General features: G+C 71.3%; 19 protein-coding genes and 1 pseudogene. 7 read left to right on the forward strand and 13 right to left on the reverse strand.

Annotated elements, in window-relative coordinates:
• Window positions 1–69: 69 nt before the first annotated feature.
• The 10 genes from RI578_RS25570 to RI578_RS25615 form a co-directional block, all read right to left on the reverse strand.
• Window positions 70–1,842: an IucA/IucC family siderophore biosynthesis protein gene (locus RI578_RS25570; RefSeq protein WP_310873260.1), complete on the reverse strand. Its 1,773-nt coding sequence runs from the start codon at window positions 1,840–1,842 to the stop codon at window positions 70–72.
• Window positions 1,839–2,396, reverse strand: a complete 558-nt coding sequence (locus RI578_RS25575; protein WP_310873261.1) for a GNAT family N-acetyltransferase — start codon at window positions 2,394–2,396, stop codon at window positions 1,839–1,841. Before RI578_RS25575 ends, RI578_RS25570 begins: the two co-directional genes overlap by 4 nt.
• The gene (locus tag RI578_RS25580; protein WP_310873262.1) at window positions 2,393–3,673 is read right to left on the reverse strand and encodes a lysine N(6)-hydroxylase/L-ornithine N(5)-oxygenase family protein; all 1,281 of its coding nucleotides are present in this window, start codon (window positions 3,671–3,673) and stop codon (window positions 2,393–2,395) included. The genes RI578_RS25575 and RI578_RS25580 overlap by 4 nt, the downstream gene beginning before the upstream one ends.
• Window positions 3,657–5,099 (reverse strand): lysine decarboxylase DesA, encoded by a 1,443-nt coding sequence (gene desA / locus RI578_RS25585; RefSeq protein ID WP_310873263.1) that lies wholly within the window; start codon window positions 5,097–5,099, stop codon window positions 3,657–3,659. Before desA ends, RI578_RS25580 begins: the two co-directional genes overlap by 17 nt.
• Before the next feature lie 182 nt (window positions 5,100–5,281).
• Window positions 5,282–6,142: a siderophore-interacting protein gene (locus tag RI578_RS25590; RefSeq protein WP_310873264.1), complete on the reverse strand. Its 861-nt coding sequence runs from the start codon at window positions 6,140–6,142 to the stop codon at window positions 5,282–5,284.
• Between the two features lie 29 nt (window positions 6,143–6,171).
• Window positions 6,172–7,215: an ABC transporter substrate-binding protein gene (locus RI578_RS25595; protein ID WP_310873265.1), complete on the reverse strand. Its 1,044-nt coding sequence runs from the start codon at window positions 7,213–7,215 to the stop codon at window positions 6,172–6,174.
• 132 nt (window positions 7,216–7,347) lie between these two features.
• Entirely contained in the window at window positions 7,348–8,508 is a 1,161-nt protein-coding gene (locus tag RI578_RS25600; protein WP_310873266.1) for an acyl-CoA dehydrogenase family protein, read from the reverse strand.
• 5 nt (window positions 8,509–8,513) lie between these two features.
• Window positions 8,514–9,482 (reverse strand): hydroxymethylglutaryl-CoA lyase, encoded by a 969-nt coding sequence (locus RI578_RS25605; RefSeq protein ID WP_310873267.1) that lies wholly within the window; start codon window positions 9,480–9,482, stop codon window positions 8,514–8,516.
• On the reverse strand, window positions 9,479–11,431 hold the full coding sequence (locus tag RI578_RS25610; RefSeq protein WP_310875858.1) for an acetyl/propionyl/methylcrotonyl-CoA carboxylase subunit alpha: 1,953 nt from the start codon (window positions 11,429–11,431) through the stop codon (window positions 9,479–9,481). Before RI578_RS25610 ends, RI578_RS25605 begins: the two co-directional genes overlap by 4 nt.
• Before the next feature lie 36 nt (window positions 11,432–11,467).
• Window positions 11,468–13,084, reverse strand: coding sequence for a carboxyl transferase domain-containing protein (locus tag RI578_RS25615; RefSeq protein ID WP_310873268.1), 1,617 nt, complete (start codon window positions 13,082–13,084; stop codon window positions 11,468–11,470).
• A gap of 96 nt (window positions 13,085–13,180) precedes the next feature.
• Here RI578_RS25615 and RI578_RS25620 point away from each other — a divergent pair, with 96 nt between their 5' ends.
• From RI578_RS25620 to RI578_RS25635, 4 genes are all read left to right on the forward strand, one after another.
• Window positions 13,181–13,792: a TetR/AcrR family transcriptional regulator gene (locus RI578_RS25620; protein WP_310873269.1), complete on the forward strand. Its 612-nt coding sequence runs from the start codon at window positions 13,181–13,183 to the stop codon at window positions 13,790–13,792.
• 123 nt (window positions 13,793–13,915) lie between these two features.
• Window positions 13,916–15,073, forward strand: a complete 1,158-nt coding sequence (locus tag RI578_RS25625; RefSeq protein ID WP_310873270.1) for an acyl-CoA dehydrogenase family protein — start codon at window positions 13,916–13,918, stop codon at window positions 15,071–15,073.
• Window positions 15,074–15,083: 10 nt separating this feature from the next.
• Complete coding sequence (locus RI578_RS25630; RefSeq protein WP_310873271.1) at window positions 15,084–15,956, forward strand: acyl-CoA thioesterase II; 873 nt, start codon at window positions 15,084–15,086, stop codon at window positions 15,954–15,956.
• Window positions 15,957–15,961: 5 nt separating this feature from the next.
• Window positions 15,962–16,945 carry a cation diffusion facilitator family transporter gene (locus tag RI578_RS25635; RefSeq protein ID WP_310873272.1) on the forward strand — a complete coding sequence of 328 codons (984 nt, stop codon included), beginning with the start codon at window positions 15,962–15,964 and terminating at the stop codon, window positions 16,943–16,945.
• On the opposite strand, the gene RI578_RS25640 is transcribed toward RI578_RS25635, so the two are convergent.
• Both RI578_RS25640 and RI578_RS25645 read right to left on the reverse strand, forming a co-directional pair.
• Window positions 16,929–17,726 (reverse strand): phosphatase, encoded by a 798-nt coding sequence (locus RI578_RS25640; protein WP_310873273.1) that lies wholly within the window; start codon window positions 17,724–17,726, stop codon window positions 16,929–16,931. The genes RI578_RS25635 and RI578_RS25640 overlap by 17 nt on opposite strands.
• 61 nt (window positions 17,727–17,787) lie before the next feature.
• Window positions 17,788–19,410, reverse strand: coding sequence for a PucR family transcriptional regulator ligand-binding domain-containing protein (locus RI578_RS25645; RefSeq protein WP_310873274.1), 1,623 nt, complete (start codon window positions 19,408–19,410; stop codon window positions 17,788–17,790).
• Window positions 19,411–19,593: 183 nt separating this feature from the next.
• Between RI578_RS25645 and RI578_RS25650 the strand changes: the two are divergent.
• The 3 genes and pseudogenes from RI578_RS25650 (at window position 19,594) to RI578_RS25660 (ending at window position 23,791) form a co-directional block, all read left to right on the forward strand.
• Window positions 19,594–21,067: pseudogene (locus tag RI578_RS25650) on the forward strand (sodium:solute symporter).
• A 52-nt stretch (window positions 21,068–21,119) separates the two neighbouring features.
• Window positions 21,120–22,109, forward strand: a complete 990-nt coding sequence (gene speB / locus RI578_RS25655) for an agmatinase (protein ID WP_310873275.1) — start codon at window positions 21,120–21,122, stop codon at window positions 22,107–22,109.
• Window positions 22,106–23,791: a thiamine pyrophosphate-binding protein gene (locus tag RI578_RS25660; RefSeq protein ID WP_310873276.1), complete on the forward strand. Its 1,686-nt coding sequence runs from the start codon at window positions 22,106–22,108 to the stop codon at window positions 23,789–23,791. Before speB ends, RI578_RS25660 begins: the two co-directional genes overlap by 4 nt.
• Before the next feature lie 12 nt (window positions 23,792–23,803).
• Here RI578_RS25660 and RI578_RS25665 read toward each other — a convergent pair whose 3' ends face one another.
• Window positions 23,804–24,631 carry an endonuclease gene (locus RI578_RS25665; RefSeq protein ID WP_310873277.1) on the reverse strand — a complete coding sequence of 276 codons (828 nt, stop codon included), beginning with the start codon at window positions 24,629–24,631 and terminating at the stop codon, window positions 23,804–23,806.
• Window positions 24,632–24,777 lie beyond the last annotated feature (146 nt).

Genomic DNA, 24,777 nt, shown 5'->3' on the forward strand with positions numbered 1-24,777 from the left:
ACGCAACGCCCGACGGGCACCCCGGAGGACCGTCTCCGGGGTGCCCGCCCGTCTGCGCGGGGCCTTCGCCTACCGGCCCGCGAGGGGGTTCTTCAGGTTCCCGATGAGCTGGAGCGCGCCGGACGGGTCCGCGAGGTCCACCATCTGCTCGTTGTTGCGCAGCTGGAGCCGGTTGAGGCAGGACAGCGCGAACTCGGGCGCGAACATGTCGTACCGGTCGAACTTCTCGGCCAGTTCCGGCACCGACTCCTGGTACTCGCGGGTGACCTCCGCGACCGTCCGCCAGAAGTCGTCCTCCTCCACGATCCCCTCGCCGGCGAGGTTCGCGGCGAGGAAGCGGAAGAAGCAGTCGAAGACGTCCGTGAAGATCGACAGGAGCTTCTTGTCCTCCGGGACCTCGACCGCGATCCGGGAGACCTCCGGGGGCAGCACCGCGTCCGGGTCCATCACCGCGATCTCCTCGGCGATGTCCTTGTAGACCGCCCGCTGCACGACCCCGTCCTTCAGGACCAGGATCACGTTCTCGCCGTGCGGCATGTAGACCAGGTCGTAGGCGTAGAAGCTGTGCAGCAGCGGGACGAAGTAGGCCCGCAGGTAGTGCCGCAGCCATTCGGCGGGCGCGAGACCCGACCGCTCGATCAGCGCGCCCGCGAAGGAGGCGCCCTCGTGGTCGACGTGCACGAGGGAGGCCATGGTGGCCAGGGTCTCGCCGTCCTGGAGGGTCGGTACGGGGCTCTCGCGCCACAGCGCGGCCAGCATCTTGCGGTACGGCGAGTAGCGGTCGGTGGCCTGCTCGTACTCCAGGTGCCGGTAGCCGACGGCCGCCCGCTCCCGGATGATCGACAGGCCCGTCGACTTGAGCACCGGGTCGCCCTCGATGAGCTGGGCCAGCCAGTCGTTGATGGCCGGCGTCGCCTCCATGTACGCCGCCGACAGGCCGCGCATGAAGCCCATGTTGATGACGGACAGGGCCGTCTTCACGTAGTGCTTCTCGGGGTGCGAGGTGTTGAAGAAGGTGCGGATGGACTGCTGCGCCAGGTACTCGTCGTCGCCCTCGCCCAGGCAGACCAGGTGCCCGCGGGCGACCTCGGCGGCGAAGGTGACGGTGAGCTTGTTCCACCACTGCCAGGGGTGGACCGGGATGAACAGGTAGTCGGCCGGGTCCAGGCCCCGCTCGCGCAGCACGCCGTGGAAGCGGTCGACGGTCGCCTCGCCCAGCTCGTCCCGTACGAAGGACTCGTACTCGATCCCGACACCGGCCGTGAACGCCGCTCGGGAGCGGTGCGCGGCCAGCCACACCAGCCGGACCGGGCTCGCGGTCTCCGGGGCGTACGACAGGTACTCGTGGATGCCGAAGCCGAGCCGCCCGTTGTTGGCGACGAAGCAGGGGTGGCCCTCGGTCATGCCGGTCTCGACGGCCTGGAAGCCGCTGTTCACCAGCTCGGCGGAGGTGAGCTTCGGCTTGGTCAGCTTGTAGCAGGTGCCGGAGAGGGTGGAGGAGATCTCCTCCAGATAGACGGGCAGGATCGCGTCGCTCAGGCCCAGGGACTCCTTCAGCTCGATGAAGAAGTCCAGCGCGGCGAGCGGGAGCTCGGTGCCGTCACGGTGGCGGGTGATCGAGTCCGCGTCCACCTGCCAGTGGTCCAGAGCGCGGACGGTGGCGGTGAACCGGTACTCGGTCTTGCCGTCGTCGGAGCGGACGACGTACGCGTCCCCCGCGGACTGCTCCGGCGTGATCAGCCGCTCGTGCGTGAACTCGGCGAGGGCCTTGCGGATCAGGAGGCGGTTGGCCTGGTCCCAGCGCTCGGGGGAGAGGTGGGCGACGGCGTCGGCGAGGCTCATGCGGACACCGCCTTCTCGAACTGCTCGCGGGTGCAGAAGCTCAGCAACGCCTTCTTCTCCGGCTTCTGGATCTCGCGCTCGGGCACGAATCCGACGGCTGCGTTCAGGGCGTGGACGGCCTTGTTGTCGAGGTCCGGTTCGACGACGACGCGGGCGGTCGCCGGGTCGGCGAACAGTTCGGCCATGACGGCGGTGATGACGGCGCGGGTGAAGCCGTGCACGGGCCGGTCGGTGGGGGCGACCAGGAAGTGCATGCCGACGTCGCCCGGCTCGGGCTCGTACAGGCCGACCAGCTCGCGGTGGGCCGGGTCGTACTTCTCCATCAGGAAGGCGGGGGCGCCGTCGTGCAGGCCGACGTAGGCGTGGTGGTGCTCGTCGGCGGCTATCTCCATGTAGGCGCGCTCGACGTCGACCAGTTTCGCGTCCCGCATCATCCAGAACGCGGACTTGGGGTGCGTGACCCAGCCGTGCAGCAGCTCGGCGTCCCTCAGCGGGTCGAGGGGGCGGAGGGTGAGCGCGCCGATGCCGGCGGCCGTGGGGGTGGTGGTGCTCATGCGCTGAACTCCTGGAACGCGATCGACTTCTCGACCGGGTAGTACTCGGTGCCGAGCAGCTCTCGGACGATGTAGCTGTTGCGATAGGCACCCATGCCCAGATCGGGGCTGGTGATGCTGTGCGTGTGGACACCCGCGTTCTGGAGGAACACGCCGCCGCCCGTGACGTCGACGGCGTAGTTGCGGGCGACGTCGAAGTTGCCCCGGGAGTCGTAGCGGAGCCGGTCCCGGACGGGCTTGAGGAACTCCGGCTCGGCGTACCGGTAACCGGTGGCCAGGATCAGCCCCTCGGTGTCGATCTCGAAGTCCTTGCCCTGCTCCTCCTGGCGGAAGCCGAGCGTGTACGTGCCGTCCGCGTACCGGGCGTCGGTCAGCGCCGAGTTGGTGAGCAGGCGGGTGGGGACGGGACCGCCGAGCTTCTTCTGGTAGAGCAGGTCGAAGATCTCGTTGATCAGGTCGCCGTCGATGCCCTTGAACAGGCCCTTCTGCTCGCTGGTGAGGCGGTAGCGGGTCGGCTCCGGGAGCGCGTGGTAGTAGTCCACGTACTCCGGCGAGGTCATCTCCAGGGTGAGTTTGGTGTATTCGAGGGGGAAGAAGCGCGGGGAGCGGGTGACCCAGTTGAGCTGGTAGCCGTGGACGTCGATCTCGCCGAGCAGGTCCTGGTAGATCTCGGCGGCGGACTGGCCGCTGCCGACCAGGGTGATCGACTTCTTCTTCACCAGCTCCGTCCGGTGCTGCACGTAGCGGGAGTTGTGGATGAAGTCGCCGGCCAGGCCCCGGCAGGCGTCCGGGATGTGCGGCGGGGTGCCGGTGCCGAGGACCAGGCGGCGGGCGCGGTACGTGTCGCCGCCCGTGGTCGCGACGGCGTACAGCTCGTCCCGCTCGTCGTACGTCACCTCGGTGACCGTCGTGCTGAAGCGGACGCAGCTCAGTTTGTTCGCGGCCCAGCGGCAGTAGTCGTCGTACTCGACGCGCAGCGGGTAGAAGTTCTCCCGTATGTAGAACGAGTACAGCCGGCCCTTCTCCTTCAGGTAGTTCAGGAAGGAGTAGGGGGACGTCGGGTCGGCGAGGGTGACCAGGTCCGACATGAACGGGGTCTGGAGGTGGGCGCCGTCCAGGAACATGCCGGCGTGCCACTCGAAGTCCGGCTTGGACTCCAGGAAGACGCCGTTCAGCTCGCCGATGGGCTCGGTGAGGCAGGCCAGGCCGAGGTTGAAGGGGCCGAGGCCGATCCCCACGAAGTCGTACGGGGCACTGGCTTCAGGAAGCGCGGTCAAGGGACTCTCCCAGGTACTGCTCGGCGTGGCCGGCGATCAGGTCGAGGACGGCGGCGATGTCGGCCGTGGTCGTCTCGGGGTTGAGCAGGGTGAACTTCAGGTAGTGGCGCCCGGCCACCTTGGTGCCCGCGACCACGGCGTCGCCGGAGGCGAACAGGGCCTTGCGCGCGTACAGGTTGGCGCGGTCGATCTCGGCGGGGTCGGTGACGGCCGCCGGTATGTAGCGGAAGACCAGCGTGGAGAGCGACGGCTGGACCACGACGTCGAAGCGCGGGTCGGCGGCGAGCAGTTTCCAGCCCTCGGCGGCCAGGTCGCACACCTCGTCGAACAGCGCGCCGATGCCGTCGGCGCCCATCACGCGCAGGGTCATCCACAGCTTGAGCGCGTCGAAGCGGCGGGTGGTCTGGAGGGACTTGTCCACCTGGTTGGGGATACGTTCCTCCACCATGCGGCGCGGGTTGAGGTACTCCGCGTGGTAGGTGGCGTGGCGCAGCGTGGCCGCGTCCCGGACCAGCACGGCCGACGAACTCACCGGCTGGAAGAAGGACTTGTGGTAGTCCACGGTGACCGAGTCGGCGCGCTCGATGCCCTCGATGCGGTCCCGGTACTTCAGGGAGGCGAGCAGCCCGCAGCCGTAGGCCGCGTCCACGTGCATCCACACGCCGTACTGCTCGCACAGTTCGGCGATCTCGGGCAGCGGGTCGATGGAGCCGAAGTCGGTGGTGCCGCCGGTGGCGACGACGGCCATCGGGACGAGGCCGTTCTCCTTGCAGCGCTCCAGTTCGCGGGCGAGGGCGACGGTCTGCATGCGCTTGTCGTGGTCGACGGGGATCGACACGACGGCGTCGGGGCCGAGGCCGAGGAGTTTCGCCGACTTCTTGACGCTGAAGTGGCTGACCTCGGAGGCGAAGACCCGCAGGTCGGCGAAGTTCTCCGTCTTCGCCTCCTCGCGGGCCAGCAGCAGCGCCTGGAGGTTGGACTGGGTGCCGCCGGAGGTGAACACGCCGTCGGCCGCCGGGCCGAGGCCGATGCGGGCGGTGGTCCAGTCGATCAGTTTCCGCTCGATGAGCGTGCCGCCGGCCGACTGGTCCCAGGTGTCCAGGGAGGAGTTGACGGCGGACAGCACCGCCTCGCCGAGCACGGCCGGGATGACGACCGGGCAGTTGAGGTGGGCGAGGTAGCGGGGGTGGTGGAAGTAGACGGCGTCGCGGAGGTAGACGTCCTCCAGCTCGTCGAGGACCGCGGCCGTGTCGTGCAGCGGCTTGTCGAGGTCGATCTCGTCGATGCGGGGGGAGAGGGCGTCGACCGTGACGCCGGTGAACGGGCGGTCGGTGGTGGCGATTTTGGCGGCCACCCGCTCGACTCCTTCGGTCACGGAGCGGCGGTACTGCTCCGCGGTGGTGTCGTTGAGCAGGTGCGAGCGCATGTGGGGGTCCTCCGGTTGGGGACGGGCCGAGAGGGGGACGGGGAGAGGGCGGAGCCCTGGGTCGACTTAGGTTAGCCTAACCTAAGTGTCTTCGATCAAGCGCATGCCTCTACGTGACTGTCGTCACTTGCGCATCATCGGCGCGTTACGGACGGTGAGTTGAGGCTTGGGGGTGCCGGTCGTCAGCCCTGCTCGCGGAGTTGCTCCTCCGTCAGACCCTGGCGCCAGTAGCCGACGAAGGTGACGCGGCGGCGGTCGATGCCGCGTTCGCCCACGAAGTGCCGGCGCAGTTGCTTGACGCGGCCGGACTCGCCGGCGATCCAGACGTACGGGCGCTCGGCGGGCGGCAGCTGGGCCGCGCGCAGGGTGGTGAGGGTGGCCTCGGGGCCGCTGGTGACGTCCCTGACCAGCCAGTTGACCTCGGCGTCGGCCGCCGTCGTCAGCTTCTGCACGTCCTCGGCGTGCGGCACCTCCAGCCAGACCCGGGCGCGGGTGCCGGGCGGGAGTGACTCGACGATGGCGCAGGCGGCCGGTACGGCGGTCTCGTCGCCCCAGACGACCACCAGGTCGGCGTCCTCGGGCGGCCGGAAACGGATCGCCCGGTTGTCGGCGACCGCCGGGCCGAGCAGCACGACCCGGTCGCCGGGGGCGGCGTCGGCGGCCCAGCGGGAGGCGGGGCCCGCCTGGAAGGCGGCCCCGGGTTCGACGCCGTGCAGCACGAAGTCGATGTCTATCTCCGCGGTGTCCCCGTGGGCGTCCCGGCGCAGGGCGCGCAGCGTGTAGGAGCGCATCACCGCCCGTACGTCGTCGGGCAGTTCCCGCCACCCCTGCCACCAGCCGTCCCCCAGCTCGATGGGCACAGCGGGCTCCGACTGCCCCGGGTGCGGCAGGAACAGCGACAGGGACTGGTCCTGTCCGCCGGAGTGGAAGGCGCCCAGGTCGGGCCCGGCGAAGGTGACCCGGGTCAGAGACGGACCGAGCCGCCTCGTCCGTACGACCTGGAGGGAGAAGAAACGGAACGGGGCGGCCACGGCCGTCGTCATGAAGGGCTCCGGGGGAGAAGGGGGGAAGGTCAGCCGACCTTCTTGGCGTTCTCGATCGCCTCGGCCAGGTTGTCGAGGAGCGGCGTGCACTTGTCGTAGGACAGGATCGGCTCGGGGGAGCGGGAGATGACCTGGCCGGCCTTGACCGCGGGCAGCTGCTTCCAGGTGCCCTCGGTGATGTCGGCGGGCTGGATGGTCGAGGCGCGGTCGTCCATGATGATGACGTCCGCCGGGTACTTGTCGACGTTCTCCCAGCTCAGGCTCTCGAACCAGCCGCCGGTCGCCTTCTTGGCCGCCTCGGAGGGCTCGACGAAGTTGACGCCGAGGGCCTTGAAGTACTCCAGGTCGACGGAGAGGTTGGTGCCGGAGACGTAGAAGAGCTCGGCGCTCGCGGAGCCGGCCAGCACCCTGATCTCGGGCTTGGCCTTGGCGGCGGCGCGCAGCCGGGCCGCGGCCTTCTCGAAGGCGGCCTTGGCGTCGGTGACCTTCTTGGCCTTCATGTCCGCGCCGAGCGACTCGGCCAGCTCCCACATGCGCTGGAGCGGCTGGGTGAGCTGACGGTCGAAGACGGAGATCGCGACGCTCGGGGCGAGCTTGGCGACCTTGTCCTTGGAGTCCTCCGGGACGGACCAGAGGGTGCCCGCGGTGTCGAACGTCGTGGTGATGAGCACCTCGGGGGCGAGGGTGGCGTACTTCTCGACGTTGAGCTTGCCCCACTCGTTGCCGAGGACGGTGACCTTGCTGACGTCGAGGTCGCCGGCCTGGACGTCGGGCTTGCCGTCCTTGGTCGTGGTCGGCCCGAACACGCCCTTGACCTGGACGCCGTAGTCGTGGAGAGCGGCGGCGACACCGGTGAAGGCGACGATGTTCGTCGGGACCTTGTCCAGCTTCACGGTCGTGCCGCGGTCGTCCTTGAAGGACCAGGGGCCGGACTTGGCGGCCGTCCCGTCGTCCGAGCCACCGCTTTTCGCGTCCTCGTCACCGCAGGCCGTGAGCACGGCACCGAGGCCGAGTGCGCCGCCCGCGGCGAGGATTCCGCGACGGGTCAGGTGGGTAGCTCTGGCGTTGAACATGGCGTGGCTGCTTTCGAACGGTGCGGAGCGTCCGCGGGACAAGTTCAAGGTAGGTTAGCCTAACCTCAGATCTTGTCCATAGGGCGGGGCTGCGACCAGCCCCGGACCAACCCCGCCCGGACGGCCCGTGCCTCAGCTCACCAGGCCCAACTCCCTTGCGATCAGCATCCGCTGGACCTCGCTGGTGCCCTCGCCGATCTCCAGGATCTTCGCGTCCCGCCACATGCGGGCCACCGGGTACTCGTTCATGAAGCCGTAGCCGCCGTGGATCTGGGTGGCCTCGCGGGCGTTGTCCACGGCCACCGTCGACGAGTACAGCTTCGCCAGCGCCGCCTCCTTCTTGAAGGGGTCGCCGGTCACCAGCCGGGAGGCCGCGTCGCGCCACGCGAGGCGGGCCGTGTGGGCCTTCATCTCCATGTCGGCGATCTTGAACTGGATCGCCTGGTTGGCGCCGATGGGCTTGCCGAAGGCGTGACGTTCCTTCGCGTACTTGACCGACTCGTCCACACAGCCCTGCGCGAGCCCCGTGCCCAGCGCCGCGATGGCGACGCGCCCCTCGTCGAGGATGCGCAGGAACTGGGCGTACCCGCGGCCCTCCTCGCCCAGCAGGTTCGCCGCCGGGACCCGGACGTCGGAGAAGGACAGCTCACGGGTGTCCGACGCGTTCCAGCCGACCTTCGAGTACGGGGCGGCGACCGTGAAGCCCGGGGTGCCGGACGGCACGATGATCGCCGAGATGAGCGGACGGCCGTCCGGCTTGCGGCCGGTGACCGCCGTGACCGTCACCAGGCCCGTGATGTCGGTACCCGAGTTGGTGATGAAGCACTTGGTGCCGTTGATGACCCACTCGTTCGTCGCCTCGTCGAGGCGGGCCGTCGTCCGCGTCGCGCCCGCGTCCGAGCCGCCGTCCGGCTCGGTCAGGCCGAAGGCGCCGAGGATCTCGCCCGAGCACAGCCGGGGCAGCCACGTCTGCTTCTGCTCCTCGGTGCCGAACAGGTGGATCGGCATCGCGCCCAGCGAGACGCCCGCCTCCAGTGTGATGGCCACCGACGAGTCGACCCGGGCCAGTTCCTCCAGGGCGATACCGAGGGCGAGGTAGTCGCCGCCCATGCCGCCGTACTCCTCCGGGAACGGCAGGCCGAACAGGCCCATGCGGCCCATCTCCCGGACGATCTCGTACGGGAACTCGTGCCGCTCGTAGAAATCACCGATCTTGGGCGCCACGACGTCGTGGGCGAACGCCTCCACCGTGCGGCGGAGGTCCTCGAGTTCGGGGGAGAGCTTGTGGTCCATGGGTGTCACTGCTCCTGGTGGGAGTCGGCGCCCGAGCCCGCGAGGGCTCGTACGGTGCGGGACGGGCTGGGTCGGCCCAGGTGGGCGGCCATCCAGACGCTGGTGGCGACGAGAGAGCCGAGGTCGACCCCGGTGTCGATGCCGAGGCCGCGCAGCATCCACACGAGGTCTTCGGTGGCGAGGTTGCCGGTGGCGGACTTCGCGTAGGGGCAGCCGCCCAGTCCGCCGGCGGAGGCGTCGACGGTGGTCACGCCGTGCCGCAGGGCGGCGTAGGTGTTCGACAGGGCCTGGCCGTAGGTGTCGTGGAAGTGCACGCCCAGGGCGCTCACCGGCACACCGGCCTGCGCGAGCGCGGTGAGCAGGGCGCTCACGTGCCCCGGGGTCGCCACCCCGATCGTGTCGCCCAGGCTCAGTTCGTCGCAGCCCATGTCCAGCAGGGCCCGGCACACCTTCACCACCTGCTCGACGGGCACGGCGCCCTCCCAGGGGTCGCCGAAGCACATCGACAGGTAGCCCCGTACGTGAACGCCGTCCGCGTCCTTCGCCCGCGCCACCACCGGCTCGAACATGGCCAGCGCCTCGTCCACCGTCCGGTTGAGGTTGGCCTTGGCGAAGGACTCCGTGGCGCTGGCGAAGACCGCGACGCGGCGGGCGCCGAGCGCGAGCGCGCGGTCGAGGCCGCGTTCGTTCGGCACCAGGACGGGCAGGTCGACCGGCAGGTCCGCGACCGCCGGGAAGAGCTGCTCCGCGTCCGCCAGTTGGGGCACCCACTTGGGGTGCACGAAGCTCGTCGCCTCGATGGTGGTCAGGCCCGTGGCGGCCAGGCGGCGGATGAACTCCGCCTTCACCGCCGCCGGGACGGTCGCCTTCTCGTTCTGCAGGCCGTCGCGGGCGCCGACCTCGTGGATGCGGACGCGGGCGGGCAGGCCGTCCGCCGGTACGACCATGGGCAGGCCCGGTTCGGGGGCGTTCATGCCGTCTCCTCCGTGTCCTCCGCCGGCGTGATGACCGCCAGTACCTGGTCCATGGCGACCGTCGTGCCCGGCGCCACGTCCAGCTCGGCGACCGTGCCCGCGTGCGGGGCGGAGATGACGTGCTCCATCTTCATCGCCTCCACCACCAGCAGACTCTGTCCGGCGGCCACCTCGTCGCCGACGGCGACCTTCACCACCGTCACCGTGCCCGGCATGGGCGCGGTCAGCGAGTCGGCGCCCGCGTGGGCGGCGCCGGTGAGGGAGGCGGCGACCGGGTCGTGGTCGCGCACGTGCCAGGCGTCGCCGTCGCGGCCGAGCCAGTCGGCGGCGCGGTGGAAGGTGTGCCGGACGCCGTCCAGCGTCACCGACACCCGGTCCTCGGTGACGGTGTGGGTGCCGCGCGGGGTGTGCTCCACCGGGTTGGTGATCCGCAGGTGGAAGGCGACCGGCTTCGGCTCGCCGCCCATCCGCCAGCCGCTCGGCACCGAGAACGGGTCCGTCCAGCCGTCCCCGCGCGGACGCAGCGCGTCCAGGCGTACGGCCGCCGCCGCCTCGTACACCTCCTCCGGCACGTCGGTGGTGACGAGACCGTCGACCTCGCGCTCCACCAGCCCGGTGTCCAGCTCGCCCGCCACCACCGCCGGGTGCGCGAGGAGCCGGCGCAGGAACCCGGCGTTGGTCTGCACGCCCAGCGTCACCGTCCGGGCCAGGGCCGCGCGCAGCTTGCGCAGGGCGGTGGCGCGGTCGGGACCGTACGCGATCACCTTGGACAGCATCGGGTCGTAGAGACTGCCGACCTCGCCGCCCTCGCTGAGCCCGGAGTCGGTGCGCACCCCGTCGCCGTCCGGCTCGTGCAGGCGCAGCACCGTGCCGCCGGAGGGGAGGAAGCCGCGGGCCCCCTCTTTGATGGACACAGTTTCGGCGCACAGCCGGGCCTCGACCGCGTGCCCGGTCAGCCGGACGTCCGCCTGCGCGAAGCCCAGCTCCTCGCCCGCCGCCACCCGCAGCTGCCACTCCACCAGGTCCACTCCCGTGACCAGCTCGGTCACCGGGTGCTCGACCTGCAGGCGGGTGTTCATCTCCATGAAGTAGTACTGGGAGGGGTCGCTGCCCGGCACGATGAACTCCACCGTGCCCGCGCCCCGGTAGCCGCAGGAGCGCGCCGCCTGCACGGCCGCCTCGCCCATCGCGGCACGGGTCGCCTCGTCGAGGAGCACACTCGGCGCCTCCTCGATGATCTTCTGGTGCCGGCGTTGCAGCGAGCACTCGCGCTCGCCCAGGTGCACCACGTTCCCGTGACCGTCGGCCAGGACCTGGATCTCGATGTGCCGGGGCCGGTCGATCCACCGCTCCACGAGCAGCGTGTCGTCGCCGAAGGAGGCGCGGGCCTCGCGGCGGGCGGCGGCGATCTCGTCGGCGAGCACGGCGGCGTCCCGCACCAGCCGCATGCCCTTGCCGCCACCACCGGCCGACGGCTTCAGCAGCACCGGCGTGCCGATCTCGCGGGCGGCGTCGGCGAGCTGCGCGTCCGTCAGTCCGCTGCCACTGGAGCCGGGCACCACCGGCACCCCGGCGGCCTGCACCGTCTCCTTGGCGCGGATCTTGTCGCCCATCAGGGCGATGGCGTCGGCGGACGGCCCGATGAAGACCAGCCCCGCCTCCTCGCAGGCCCGCGCGAAACCGGCGTTCTCGGCGAGGAAGCCGTACCCCGGGTGGACGGCCCGCGCCCCCGTCCGGGCCGCCGCCTGAAGCAGCCGCTCGACGGACAGATAGCTCTCCGCCGCCGGCGCCGGACCGATCCGTACCGCCTCGTCGGCCTCCCGCACGTGCCTCGCGTCCGCGTCGGCGTCGGAGAAGACCGCTACCGATCGCACGCCCATCGAGCGCAGAGTCCGGATGACACGCACCGCGATCTCACCGCGGTTGGCCACCAGTACCGTGTCGAACATCGAGCTCCCCATCGCGCTTCCCATCGAAGCCCCTCCTCACATCCGGAAGACGCCGAACTGGGGGTCGCCCAGTGGCGCGTTGGCACACGCGGTCAGGGCCAGACCCAGCACCTGCCGGGTGTCGGCGGGCTCGATCACCCCGTCGTCCCACAGGCGGGCGGTCGCGTAGTAAGCGTTCCCCTGATGCTCGTACTGCGCACGGATCGGCGCCTTGAAGGTCTCCTCCTCCTCGGCCGGCCAGTCCTCCCCGCGCGCCTCCAGCTGGTCCCGCTTGACCGTGGCCAGCACGGACGCGGCCTGCTCGCCGCCCATGACGGAGATCTTGGCGTTGGGCCACATCCACAGGAAGCGCGGCGAGTACGCCCGCCCGCACATCGAGTAGTTCCCCGCGCCGTACGACCCGCCGACCACGACCGTCAGCTTCGGCACGCGCGTGCACGCCACCGCCGTCACCATCTTGGCGCCGTGCTTGGCGATGCCACCGGCCTCGTAGTCCCTGCCGACCATGAACCCGGAGATGTTCTGCAGGAACACCAGCGGGATGCCGCGCTGGTCGCACAGCTCGATGAAGTGGGCGCCCTTCTGGGCCGACTCGGCGAAGAGGATGCCGTTGTTGGCGACGATCCCCACCGGGTGGCCGTGGACGCGGGCGAAGCCGGTGACGAGGGTCTGCCCGTACTCGGACTTGAACTCGGCGAACCTGGAGCCGTCCACCACGCGCGCGATGATCTCGCGTACGTCGTAGGGGGTGCGGGAGTCGACCGGGACCGCGCCGGACATGCCGTGCGGGTCCACCTTGGGTTCGACCGCCGGCTCCACGCCCCAGGGGAGTGTTCCGCGCCGGGGCAGGGTGTCGACGATCTGCCGCACGATCCGCAGCGCGTGCGCGTCGTCCTCGGCCAGGTGGTCGGTCACGCCGGACACGCGCGAGTGGACCTCGCCGCCGCCCAGCTCCTCCGCCGTGACCACCTCACCGGTGGCCGCCTTCACCAGCGGCGGGCCGCCCAGGAAGATCGTCCCCTGATTGCGGACGATCACCGCCTCGTCGCTCATCGCGGGGACGTACGCGCCGCCCGCCGTGCAGGAGCCGAGGACGGCCGCGATCTGCGGGACGCCGGCGCCGGACATCCGGGCCTGGTTGTAGAAGATCCGCCCGAAGTGCTCGCGGTCCGGGAACACCTCGTCCTGCATCGGCAGGAAGGCGCCGCCCGAGTCGACGAGGTACAGGCACGGCAGCCGGTTCTCCAGCGCCACCTCCTGTGCCCGCAGGTGCTTCTTCACGGTCATCGGGTAGTACGTGCCGCCCTTGACGGTGGCGTCGTTGGCGACGATCACGCACTCCCGGCCGCTCACCCGCCCGATACCGGCGATGACGCCGGCGGCCGGGGCCTGTCCGTCGTAGAGCCCGTCGGCCGCGAGCGGCGCCAGCTCCAGGAACGGCGAGCCCGGATCGAGCAGCGTGTCCACGCGGTCGCGCGGCAGCAGCTTGCCGCGCGCGGTGTGCCGGGCCCGCGCCCGCTCGCCGCCGCCGAGCCGGGCCGCCGCGAGCTTGGCGCGCAGCTCCTCCACGAGGACGCGGTGCGCCTCCTCGTTGGCCCGAAAGGCCTCGGAGGCGGGATCTGCCGCCGTCGTCAGCTCCGGTGCCTCGTGCATCCTGCGGTCCCCTCACCGATGGTCGATCAGTTAATGAGCGTTAACGCATTTCCTCCAGGTTAACGACCGCTAACCTCCCTGTCTAGAATTGACTCCATGGCCACGAGAACCGACGCCCCCACCCGCCGCGAGCAGATCCTCAAGGAGGCCGCCCGGCTCTTCGCCGAGCGCGGCTTCCACGGTGTCGGCGTCGACGAGATAGGAGCCGCCGTCGGGATCAGCGGCCCCGGCCTCTACCGGCACTTCGCGGGCAAGGACGCCATGCTCGCCGAGCTGCTCGTCGGGATCAGCGACTCGCTGCTGACCGGCGCGAAGCGGCGGCTGGCGGAGGCGGACGGGATGACCGGCCCCGAGGCGGGTCCCGAGGCGGTCCTCGACTCGTTCATCGAGGGGCACATCGATTTCGCACTCGACGACCGCCCGCTCATCACCCTGCACGACCGCGAGCTGGACCGCCTCCGGGACGCCGACCGCAAGATGGTGCGGCAGCTCCAGCGGCAGTACGTCGAGCTGTGGGTCGGGGTGGTGCGCGAGGTCTACCCGGCGGTGTCCGAACCGAGCGCCCGCTCGGCCGTGCACTCGGTCTTCGGCCTGCTGAACTCCACCCCGCACCTGGGCCGCCCCGGCTCCCTGCCGGGCCGCGCGGTGACGGCGACGCTGCTGCACCGGATGGCACGGGGTGCGTTCGCGGCGGTGGCCGCCGACTGAAGGGGGCTGGGAGGTGCCGGGGAGTGACGAGGGTTACCCACGTCCCACCCTGGACGCCTTCCCTACCCGCCGGTACGGTGAAGTCTGAGCAAGCGCTTAGATACGTACCCTGGAGGTGGCGCGGTGCGCCGTACGGTGTTCAACGAGGACCACGAGGCGTTCCGGGAGACCATCCGCGCCTTCATCGAGGCCGAGGTCGTCCCCGTCTACGACGAGTGGTTCGCCGCGGGCCAGGCGCCGCGCGACTTCTACTACAAGCTCGGTGAGCTGGGCATCTTCGGCATCAACGTGCCCGAGGAGTTCGGCGGCGCCGGCATGGACAGCCACAAGTTCGAGGCCGTCCTCTACGAGGAGACCGCCCGCGCGGGCGTCCAGTTCGGCGGCTCCGGCGTGCACGTGCTGCTCGCCCTGCCGTACATCAAGATGCTGGCCACCGACGAGCAGAAGAAGCGCTTCCTGCCGAAGTTCGTCAGCGGCGAGGAGATGTGGGCCATCGCGATGACGGAGCCGGGCACCGGTTCCGACCTCGCGGGCATGAAGTCCACCGCCAAGCTCTCCGAGGACGGCACCCACTACGTCCTCAACGGCGCCAAGACCTTCATCACCGGCGGCGTGCACGCCGACAAGGTGATCGTCTGCGCCCGCACCGCCGCGCCCACGGCCGAGGACCGTCGCCACGGCATCTCCCTGTTCGCCGTGGACACCAAGTCCGAGGGCTACTCGGTCGGCCGCAAGCTGGACAAGCTGGGCCTGCGCACCTCCGACACCGCCGAGCTGGCCTTCGTCGACGTCAAGGTGCCCGTCGAGGACCTGCTCGGCGAGGAGAACAAGGGCTTCTCCTACCTCGGCCACAACCTGGCCTCCGAGCGCTGGGGCATCGCCTTCGGCGCCTACGCGCAGGCCGCCGCCGCCGTCCGCTTCGCCAAGCAGTACGTGCAGGACCGCACCGTCTTCGGCAAGCCGGTCGCCCACTTCCAGAACACCAAGTTCGAGCTGGCCGCCTGCCAGGCCGAGGTGGACGCCGCCGAGGCCGTCGCCGACCGCGCGACCGAGGCCCTGGACGCCGGTGAACTCACCCCCGCCGAGGCCGCCAGCGCCAAGCTGTTCTGCACCGAGGTCGCGCACCGCGTCATCGACCGCTGCCTCCAGCTGCACGGCGGCTACGGCTACATGAACGAGTACCCGATCGCCCGCCTGTACGCGGACAACCGCGTCAACCGCATCTACGGCGGCACCAGCGAGGTCATGAAGATGATCATCGCGAAGAACATGGGCCTGTGACCCCAGGGGCATGAGCGAAGCACTCCAGTCCCTCCTCGATCTGCTCGACCTCGAGCGGATCGAGGAGGACATCTACCGCGGCCACTCGCGCTCCGCCGTCGTCCCCCGGGTCTTCGGCGGGCAGGTGGCCGCCCAGGCGCTGGTCGCCGCCGGCCGCACGGTCCCCGAGGACCGGCACGCGCACTCCCTGCACGCGTACTTCCTGCGCCCCGGCGACCCGGGCGCCCCCATCGTCTACAACGTCGACCGCCTGCGCGACGGCCGCTCCTTCACCACCCGCCGCGTGGTCGCCGTCCAGCACGGCAAGCCGATCTTCGGTCTGTCGGCGTCCTTCCAGACGTACGAGGAGGGCCTCGACCACCAGGCCCCGATGCCGTCCGCACCGGACCCGGCGACCCTCCCCACCGGCGAGGAACGGCTGCGGAGCTACCCGCACCTGCCCGCCGAGACCGTCGAACGCTTCGTGGAGGCCCGCGCCGCCGTCGACCTCCGCTACGTCGACGACCCGCCCTTCGGTGACTTCGGCACGCCCCGCGAGCCGCACTCCCAGGTCTGGTTCCGCACCAACGGCAAGCTCTCGGACGACCCCCTCCTGCACGTCGTCCTCGCCACCTACGTCTCCGACATGACCCTCCTCGACTCGGTCCTGCTCGCGCACGGCCGCGGCGGCTGGGCCGTCGGTGACGTCGTCGGGGCCTCGCTGGACCACGCGATGTGGTTCCACCGGCCCTTCCGTGCCGACGAGTGGCTGCTGTACGACCAGCAGTCGCCGTCCGCGTCCGGCGGCCGCGGCCTCGGCCAGGCCCGGATCTACACCGAGGACGGGCGGCTCGCCATCTCGGTCATCCAGGAAGGCGTGGTGCGCGTCCCTCGGGAACACTGAGGGGCATGGCCGAACCCCCACACGAGCGGCATGCGGCGAACGGCGGCGGCGACAGCACCTTCACGGTGATCGTCGCCGCCCTCGCCAATCTGGGCATCGCCATCGCCAAGGCGGCGGCCGGCGTGCTCAGCGGGTCCAGCGCGATGCTGTCGGAGGCCGCGCACTCGGTCGCCGACACCGTCACCGAGGTCCTGCTGCTGACCTCACTCAAACGCAGCACCCACCCCGCCGACGAGGACCACCCCCTCGGCCACGGCCCCGAGCGCTACATCTGGGCCCTGCTCGCCGCCGTCGCCACCTTCGTCGGCGGCGCGGTCTTCGCCCTCTACGACGGCGTCCACTCCCTCACCCACGGTGAGGAACCCGGCGACCCGCTGGTGGCGTACCTCGTGCTGGCCGTCGCCTTCCTCCTGGAGGGCTACTCCCTGCGCACCGGCCTGAAACAGGCGCACGGCGAGGCCCGCCACTACAAGGTGCCCTTCGGGCGCTATCTGCGCCGCACCCCCGACACCGCCGTGAAGGCCGTCGTCATGGAGGACTCCGCCGCCCTCGCCGGCCTGCTGCTGGCCGCGGGCGGCCTGCTCGGCGGGCAGCTCACCGGCTCCGGCGTCTGGGACGGCGTCGCCTCCCTCTGCATCGGCACCCTGCTGCTGTACGTCGCCTGGGTGCTGGGCCGCTCCAACGCCGAGTTCCTCATCGGCCGCCCGCTGCCCCGCACCGTGCGGGACCGGATCCGGGCGGAACTCGTGGCCGTCGAACACATCGAGGCCGTACTGGAGCTGACCACCCTCGTGCAGGGTCCGCGGGAGGCGCTGGTCGCCGCCAAGGTCGACTTCCGGGACATGGCGACGGCGGCGCAGATCGAGTGGGCGTGCGAGCGGGCCGAGCAGCGGCTGCGCGAGGAGTTCCCGATGGTCCGCCGGGTCTACCTGGACCCGACGCCCGGATTCGCGCAGCGCCGCTCGGAGGGGCTCAACCCCTGGCCTTGAGTCCCGCCTCCGTCAGCAGGTACGCCGTCATCGGGTCGTAGTAGCGCGGGCTGACCACGTGGTCGTCCAGCGGCACCGCGACCTGGAGGGTGCCCTCGGACTCGGCGAGGAAGAGCGCCGGGTCGTTGCAGTCGGCGTAACCGACGGAGTCGACGCCGTGCTGAGCGGCGTAACCGGCCCAGCCGTGGTCGGCGACGACCAGGTCGGGCAGCGGACGGCCCGCGCGCTCCAGGCCGGTCAGGATGGCCTTCATCGGTTCACCGGAATGGGTGTGCCACAGCGAGGCACCGTGCTCCAGCACGGCCACGTCCGCGAACTGCTGGACGTACCCCTCCTCCGTCGTCAGCCCCTCCGGGATCACGACGATCTCGCATCCGGCGGTGCGCAGCGCGTCGGCCGTGGCGCGGTGCACGTCGAGCAGACCGCCGGGGTGGCCGGTCGCGAACAGCACGCGCTGCCCGCCGTCGGCCGCCTTGCGCAGCCGGCCCGCCATGCGCTCCAGCGCGGCCACGGTCAGCTCGGGGTCGATGGTGTCCTGGCCGTACCGGTATTCCGGGTCGTCGTTGACGCCGACCCGCTCCGCCATCACCGCCAGCACGTCCTGCTCGTCACTCCAGCGGTCGCCCAGCTCCAGGCCGAGCCAGAAGTTGCGGTCGCCGTTCGCCAGCTTCCGGTAGTGGGAGAGGTTGTTCTCGCGGGGCGTGGCGACGTCGCCCGCGATACGGGTTCTGACGAGGTGTTCGGCGAGTTCGGCGCGGCTGGGTGTCCCGGGTATCGGCATGGCTCCATTGTGAGGCAGCCGCCAGTCGGCGTCTTGGCCATATCGCACGCTGGGACGCGGGTCACCTTCGCAGCGCGAACCACAACTCCATCCGTACGTCCGGGTCGTCGAGGTCGGCGTCCAGCAGGGCCGCGCAGCGGGCGATGCGCTGCCGGACGGTGTTGCGGTGCACGGACAGGGCGACGGCGGTGCGGTCCCAACTGCCGTGCAGGGAGAGCCAGGCGCGCAGCGTCTCGGTGAGCGCCGGAACCGACGCGACCGGCGCGAGCAGCGCACGCGCGTGCGCCTCGGCCTCGCCGTCCGGCACGAGGTCGGCCAGCGCCGGCCGCGCGCCGTGCCGGACCAGCGGCACCCGGGTGGCCCCGGCCCGGGCCAGCGCGCGGGCCGCCTGGGCATCGGCGGCCGGCCACTCGGCGGGGGCGACGGGGGCGCTGACGCCAAGGGTCCATCCGGGCTGAGCGGCCGGACCGGCGACGGCCACCGACCCTCCGGACCCGGTTGCCGGGTCGGGTGCGGGTGCGGGTGCGGGGCCGGTTCCGGTTCCCGGGTCGGTCGCGGGCGCGGAGCCCGCGCCGGCACCGGTGCCTCCCTCCGCGTCGGCGTGCCGGGCGGCCGGTACGAGCACCCGTACGACGTCCCCGTCCGTGTCGACCAGTGGGGAGCCGAGGGCCGTGCCCAGCGCGGAGGCGGAGACCGGGTCGGGGGCCCCGGTGGCGGGGCGGGCGTGCACGACGTGCCAGTGGGTGACGCCCTCGCCGCCCCCTCCGCCCAGCAGCGGCGCGACCTCCTCGGGGCGGGCGCCCAGCAGCAGCCGTACGAGGGCCGAGGAGCGGGCCGCGCCCGTGCCGCTCTGGTGCTCGCCGGTGAGGAGGGAGAGCAGGACGGCGGCGACCGACGCGATGGTGTGGTCCCCGGACTCCCGGTGCGGGGCCGCCACCCCGAGGACGAAGCCCTGCCCGGTGCCGAGGGCGTACGCGGCGAGACGGGTGCCCGCGACCGTGTCCGTGGCGGTGCTGGAGGCGTGGCCGGTGACGAACCGGGCCAGCTCCGCCAGCGCCCGTCCCACCTCACCCCCGGGCTCCCGCCCCGCCGCCGCGATCTCCGCGCCCTCCGGCCCGTACAGCACCGCCCGCCCGTCCAGCCGGGTCGCCAGCCGGCGCAGTACCGACGGCACCGGATCCGGACGGGAGGCCGCGGCCGCCAGACCCTGCTGGGCCTCGGAGACCCGGCGCAGCTCGGCGAGCCGGGCCCGCGCCATCAGCCGCCACACCGCGCGGGCCACACCCGAGAACGTCGTCCTCGGCGGCACCTCCACCAGCGGCAGCCCGTACGCCTCGCAGGCCGCGACCAGCGCCCTGGGCACGGTGTCGTGCACCGGCGCCACCCCGAAGCCGAGCGCGGCGCCGCCGGCCGCCACGATCCGCGAGACGTAGTCGTCGAAGTACGTCCCCGACTCCGCCCCCTCCGGGATGTGCACGCCCGCCGTCAGCAGCAGCTCGCCGCCCAGCAGGTACGGGAAGGGATCGGACATCTCCGAGGTGTGCGCCCAGTGGACCGTCACCTCCGTGGCCGGGGGCCCCGCGAGCTGCCGCAGGGCCAGGTCCTCGCGGGACAGCAGGGCCGCGAGGGACACCGGGGGAGTGGGAGGCGTGGGAGGCGCGGGCAGAACGGCCGATTCCTGCATGGTGGACGTTTCCTCCATCGAAGCGAGCCCGAATGGATGAAACGTACACTTCGCAGTCGCTTTTCAGCCACCTAGTGTCAACCTCGACCGGCGGCCGCGGGTACGGGCGGATGTCCCCGCGACCAGCCACCGGACAACTCCCCACCGCACGACACGCCACCGACACAGGCGAAGGAGGCCCCCATGGCCGTCGACTACGTAGTGATCGTCGTCTATCTCGCCGGGATGCTGGCCATGGGCTGGTGGGGCATGCGCCGCGCCAAGTCCAAGAGCGAGTTCCTCGTCGCCGGACGCCGTCTCGGTCCCGCGATGTACTCCGGCACCATGGCGGCGATCGTCCTCGGCGGCGCGTCCACGATCGGCGGTGTCGGCCTCGGCTACCAGTACGGACTGTCCGGCGCCTGGATGGTCGTCACCATCGGCCTCGGCCTGCTCGCGCTGTCGGTCTTCTTCTCCGCGCGCATCGCCCGCCTGAAGGTCTACACCGTCTCCGAGATGCTCGACCTCCGCTACGGCGGCAGGGCCGGCGTCATCTCCGGCGTCGTCATGTGGGCGTACACCCCTGATGCTGGCCGTCACCTCCACCATCGCCTACGCCACGATCTTCGACGTCCTCTTCGACGTGAACCGCACCCTCGCGATCATCCTCGGCGGCTCGATCGTCGTCGCCTACTCCACGCTCGGCGGCATGTGGTCCATCACGCTCACCGACATGGTGCAGTTCGTGGTGAAGACCATCGGCGTACTGCTCCTGCTGCTGCCCATCGCGGTCGTCAAGGCCGGCGGCTTCAGCGAGATGAAGGCCCAGCTGCCGACCTCGTACTTCGACCCGCTGGGCGTCGGCGGCGAGACCATCTTCACCTACGTGCTGATCTACACCTTCGGCATGCTCATCGGGCAGGACATCTGGCAGCGCGTCTTCACCGCGGGCAGCGACCGGACCGCCAAGTGGGGCGGCACCATCGCCGGCACCTACTGCCTCGTCTACGCCGTCGCCGGTGCCGTCATCGGCACGGCCGCCAAGGTGCTCTACCCCAAGCTGGGCAGCCCCGACGACGCGTTCGCCACCATCGTCAAGGACGAACTGCCCATGGGTGTCCGCGGACTCGTGCTGGCCGCCGCCCTGGCCGCGGTGATGTCCACGTCCTCCGGCGCCCTCATCGCCTGCGCCACCGTCGCCAACAACGACATCTGGTCCCGGCTGCGCGGCGTGATCCGCAAGGACGGCGAGCCCGACGAGGTGCGCGACGAGGTGAAGGGCAACCGCGCCTTCATCCTCGCCATGGGCGTGGCCGTGATCCTCATCGCCATCGCCCTCAACGACGTCGTCGAGGCCCTCACCGTCGCCTACAACCTCCTCGTCGGCGGCCTCCTCGTCCCCATCCTCGGCGGGCTGCTGTGGAAGCGCGGCACCGCACAGGGCGCCCTCGCCGCCGTAGCCGTCGGCGGCCTCGCGGTCGTCGGCCTGATGGCGACCTACGGCATCCTCGCCAACGAGCCCGTCTACTACGGCCTGCTCGCCTCCCTCACCGTCTACGTCGCCGTCTCCCTGGCGACCCGCCCCACCGACGAGGCGATCCTCACCGCCTGGCGCGAACGCCTCGCCGGACGGGCTCCCGAACCCCGGTCCGAACCGGCGGTCCCGGCTCACCAGTAGAGTCGGACCGCAGTAGTACATACGCGACGAAGCGTAAGAAGGAAGGCAGTACATGAGCAGCAACGAGACGCCCCGCGGCCCCGTCGACTCCTCCCGCGTCCCGCGGTACGCGGGTCCCGCGACCTTCGCCCGGCTGCCCCGCCTCGACGAGGTCGGGACCGCCGACGTCGCCGTGGTCGGCGTGCCGTTCGACTCGGGCGTCTCCTACCGGCCGGGAGCCCGCTTCGGCGGCAACGCCATCCGCGAGGCCTCCCGCCTGCTGCGCCCGTACAACCCGGCCCAGGACGCCTCCCCCTTCGCCCTCGCCCAGGTCGCGGACGGCGGCGACATCGCGGTCAACCCCTTCAACATCAACGAGGCCGTCGAGACCGTCGAGGCCGCCGCCGACGACCTCCTCGGCACCGGCGCCCGGCTGATGACCCTGGGCGGCGACCACACCATCGCCCTCCCGCTGCTCCGCTCGGTCGCCAAGAAGCACGGCCCGGTCGCCCTGCTCCACTTCGACGCCCACCTCGACACCTGGGACACCTACTTCGGCGCCGAGTACACGCACGGCACCCCGTTCCGCCGCGCCGTCGAGGAGGGCATCCTCGACACCTCCGCCCTCTCCCACGTCGGCACCCGCGGCCCCCTGTACGGCAAGCAGGACCTCACCGACGACGAGAAGATGGGCTTCGGCATCGTCACCTCCGCCGACGTCTACCGCCGCGGCGCCGACGAGGTCGCCGACCAGCTCCGCCAGCGCATCGGCGACCGTCCCCTCTACATCTCCATCGACATCGACTGCCTGGACCCCGCCCACGCCCCCGGCACCGGCACCCCCGAGGCCGGCGGCATGACCTCCCGCGAACTGCTGGAGATCCTGCGCGGCCTGGCATCCTGCAACCTGGTGTCGGCCGACGTCGTCGAGGTGGCCCCCGCGTACGACCACGCGGAGATCACCTCGGTCGCGGCGTCCCACACCGCGTACGAACTGACCACGATCATGAGCCGCCAGATCGCCCAGGCGCGCGCGACGGACCAGGAGACCGAGACCAAGTGACCCACGACCACGACCTGGTGCTCCGTCCGACCGCCGCACAGACGGAGGCCGCGCTCAACCCTCCCCCCGGCCGCAACGGCGGAGACCTGGTCGTGGAGACCCTGGCCGGGCTCGGCGCGACCACCGTCTTCGGCCTGCCCGGCCAGCACGCCCTCGGCATGTTCGACGCGCTGCGCCGCTCGGACCTGCGCTACATCGGCCTGCGGGTGGAGAACAACGCCGGTTTCGCGGCGGACGCGTACGGCCGGATCACGGGCGAGGCGGCCCCGCTGCTGCTGTCCACCGGCCCGGGAGCCCTCACCTCCCTCGCCGCGCTCCAGGAGGCACGGGCGGCCTCCGCCCCCGTGCTGGCGATCAGCAGTCAGGTCCCGACGGCGGGCCTGGGCGGCGGCCGCCACGGCTACCTGCACGAACTCCCCGACCAGGCGGCGTCGTTCCGGGGCGTTGTGAAGTCCGTCCACACGGTCCGCACCCAGTCCCAGATCCCGTCCGCGATCGCGGAGGCGTGGACGTCGGCGCTGACCGCCCCGCACGGACCGGTCTGGGTGGAGATCCCCCAGGACGTCCTCCTGGCCGAGACGCCGATCCCGGTCGTGACCGGCGGTGACACCTTCCCCGAGGAACTGCCCCCGCGCCCCGAACTGACGGCGCTCGCGGCCGACCTGCTCTCCCGCGCGAAGCGCCCCGCGATCATCGCGGGCGGGGGCGTCGTCCGGGCGGACGCCTCGAAGAAGCTGCGGCAACTGGCGGAGCGGCTCCAGGCCCCGGTCGTCACGACCTTCGGCGGCAAGGGCGCGTTCCCGTGGACGCACCCCCTGTCCCTCCAGTCCTGGCTGGAGGACCGTCACACGACGGACTTCCTGGAGGACGCCGACGTACTCCTGGTCGTCGGCTCGGGCCTCGGCGAACTCTCTTCGAACTACCACACGTTCAAGCCGCGCGGCCGGGTCGTCCAGATCGAGGCCGACCTCGGCAAACTCGAATCCAACCACCCGGCGCTCGGTATCCACGCCGACGCCCGCCTCGCCGTCCAGGCCCTGCTGGAGACGGTGGACGAACGCACCGACCCGGCGGCCCCGGAGCGCGTACGGGCGGTACTGGACAAGGTCCGCGAGCGCATCGCGTCCCAGGAACTCACCCTGGAGCAGGACGTGCTGGCGGCCGTCCGCCGGGCCCTCCCGGCCGGTGCCCCGTCCTTCTGGGACATGACCATCCTGGCCTACTGGGCGTGGTCGGCCTTCGACGCCAAGGCCCCCAACACCATGCACTCCGCCCAGGGCGCGGGCGGCCTCGGCTACGGCTTCCCGGCGGCCCTCGGAGCAGCGGCGGCCGACCCGACCCACCCGGTGCTGGCGGTGTCCGGCGACGGCGGCGCCCTGTACTCCATCGCCGAGCTCGCCACCGCCCGCCAGTACGACCTGAACGTCACCTGGCTGATCGTCGACGACGGCGGCTACGGCATCCTGCGCGAGTACATGACCGACGCCTTCGGACAGCCGACGGCGACGGAACTGACCCGCCCCGACTACGTGGCCCTCGCCGAGTCGTTCGGCGTGCCGGGCGTGCGTACGTCGCCGGAGGCGCTGGAGGCCGACCTCGCGAAGGCCCTCGCCGCACCGGGGCCCTCGGTGGTCGTCCTCCCCGCCGTTCTGCGGATGTTCGCGCCGACGCACCTGGACTGAGGACGGCCGGCCCTACCAGATCGCCTCGACCCACTCCGGGTGGTCGATGAACGGGTTGCGGTTGTGCTGGTAGGAGTCGTGGATGACCTGGTTGCGCCGCTCCTCGAAGGCGTCCGGCGGGTCCTCGTCGTTCCACTGCTTCAGCACGTCGAGCCTGCCGATGTACGGACTGCTGCCGTTGTCGACGCTGCCGTTGACCTCCAGGTCGGCCCAGCCGTCGCCGCCCTCGTAGCGGACCGCCATGTAGAAGATCATGCGGGCCACGTCGCCCTTGACGGCGTCGCGGGGCTCGAAGGAGTCGGAGTCGGTGAGGCTGCCACCGCTGTCGGTGAAGCCGCTGCCGCCGTTGTCGAAGTCCTTGTTGCCCCGGACGCCGTTGACCCGGACGTCCTCGGGACGCAGGTGGTGGATGTCCGTGCCGGGCCCGGTCGAGGTGCCGAAGTCGCCGTGGGACTTGGCCCACACGTGCTCGCGGTTCCAGTCGCCGGTGTCCCCGCCGTTCAGCGACTTGCTGCGGGAGATGCCCGAGTAGAGCAGGATGACGTTGCCGCTGTCGGCCGGGTCCTGGTCGGTGTTCTTCAGCGCGTCCCAGACCGCCGAATACGAGAGCTTGGTCTGGTCGCTGATGATCGCGTGGAGGGACGACTTGAGGCTTGTACCGGTCTTGCCGATCGCGTCCTCGTAGTACGTCGAGTCGTAGTCGGTTGCCGTTGCCGTTGCCGTTGCCGTTGCCGTTGCGGTGGCCGGGGTGGCGGCCAGGGAGGGGGCGGCGAGGCCGGCGAGCGCGGCGGCTGTGGCGAGGACCGCGGTTTTCCGGCGCCGTATGCGTATCGCGAGCATGTGGGGTGTCCGATCTACGCGAGTAGTGGAACGGTGAACTGAGCGTGGCATGGACATGTTGTAGGCGGGGTGTATGGAGCGTGGCGATTGCGTGACGACGGGCCCCCGACCGTGATGGTCGGGGGCCCGTCGTGCCGGATGCGGCT

The sequence above is a fragment of the Streptomyces sp. BB1-1-1 genome, assembly GCF_031597775.1.
GTDB lineage: Bacteria > Actinomycetota > Actinomycetes > Streptomycetales > Streptomycetaceae > Streptomyces > Streptomyces thinghirensis.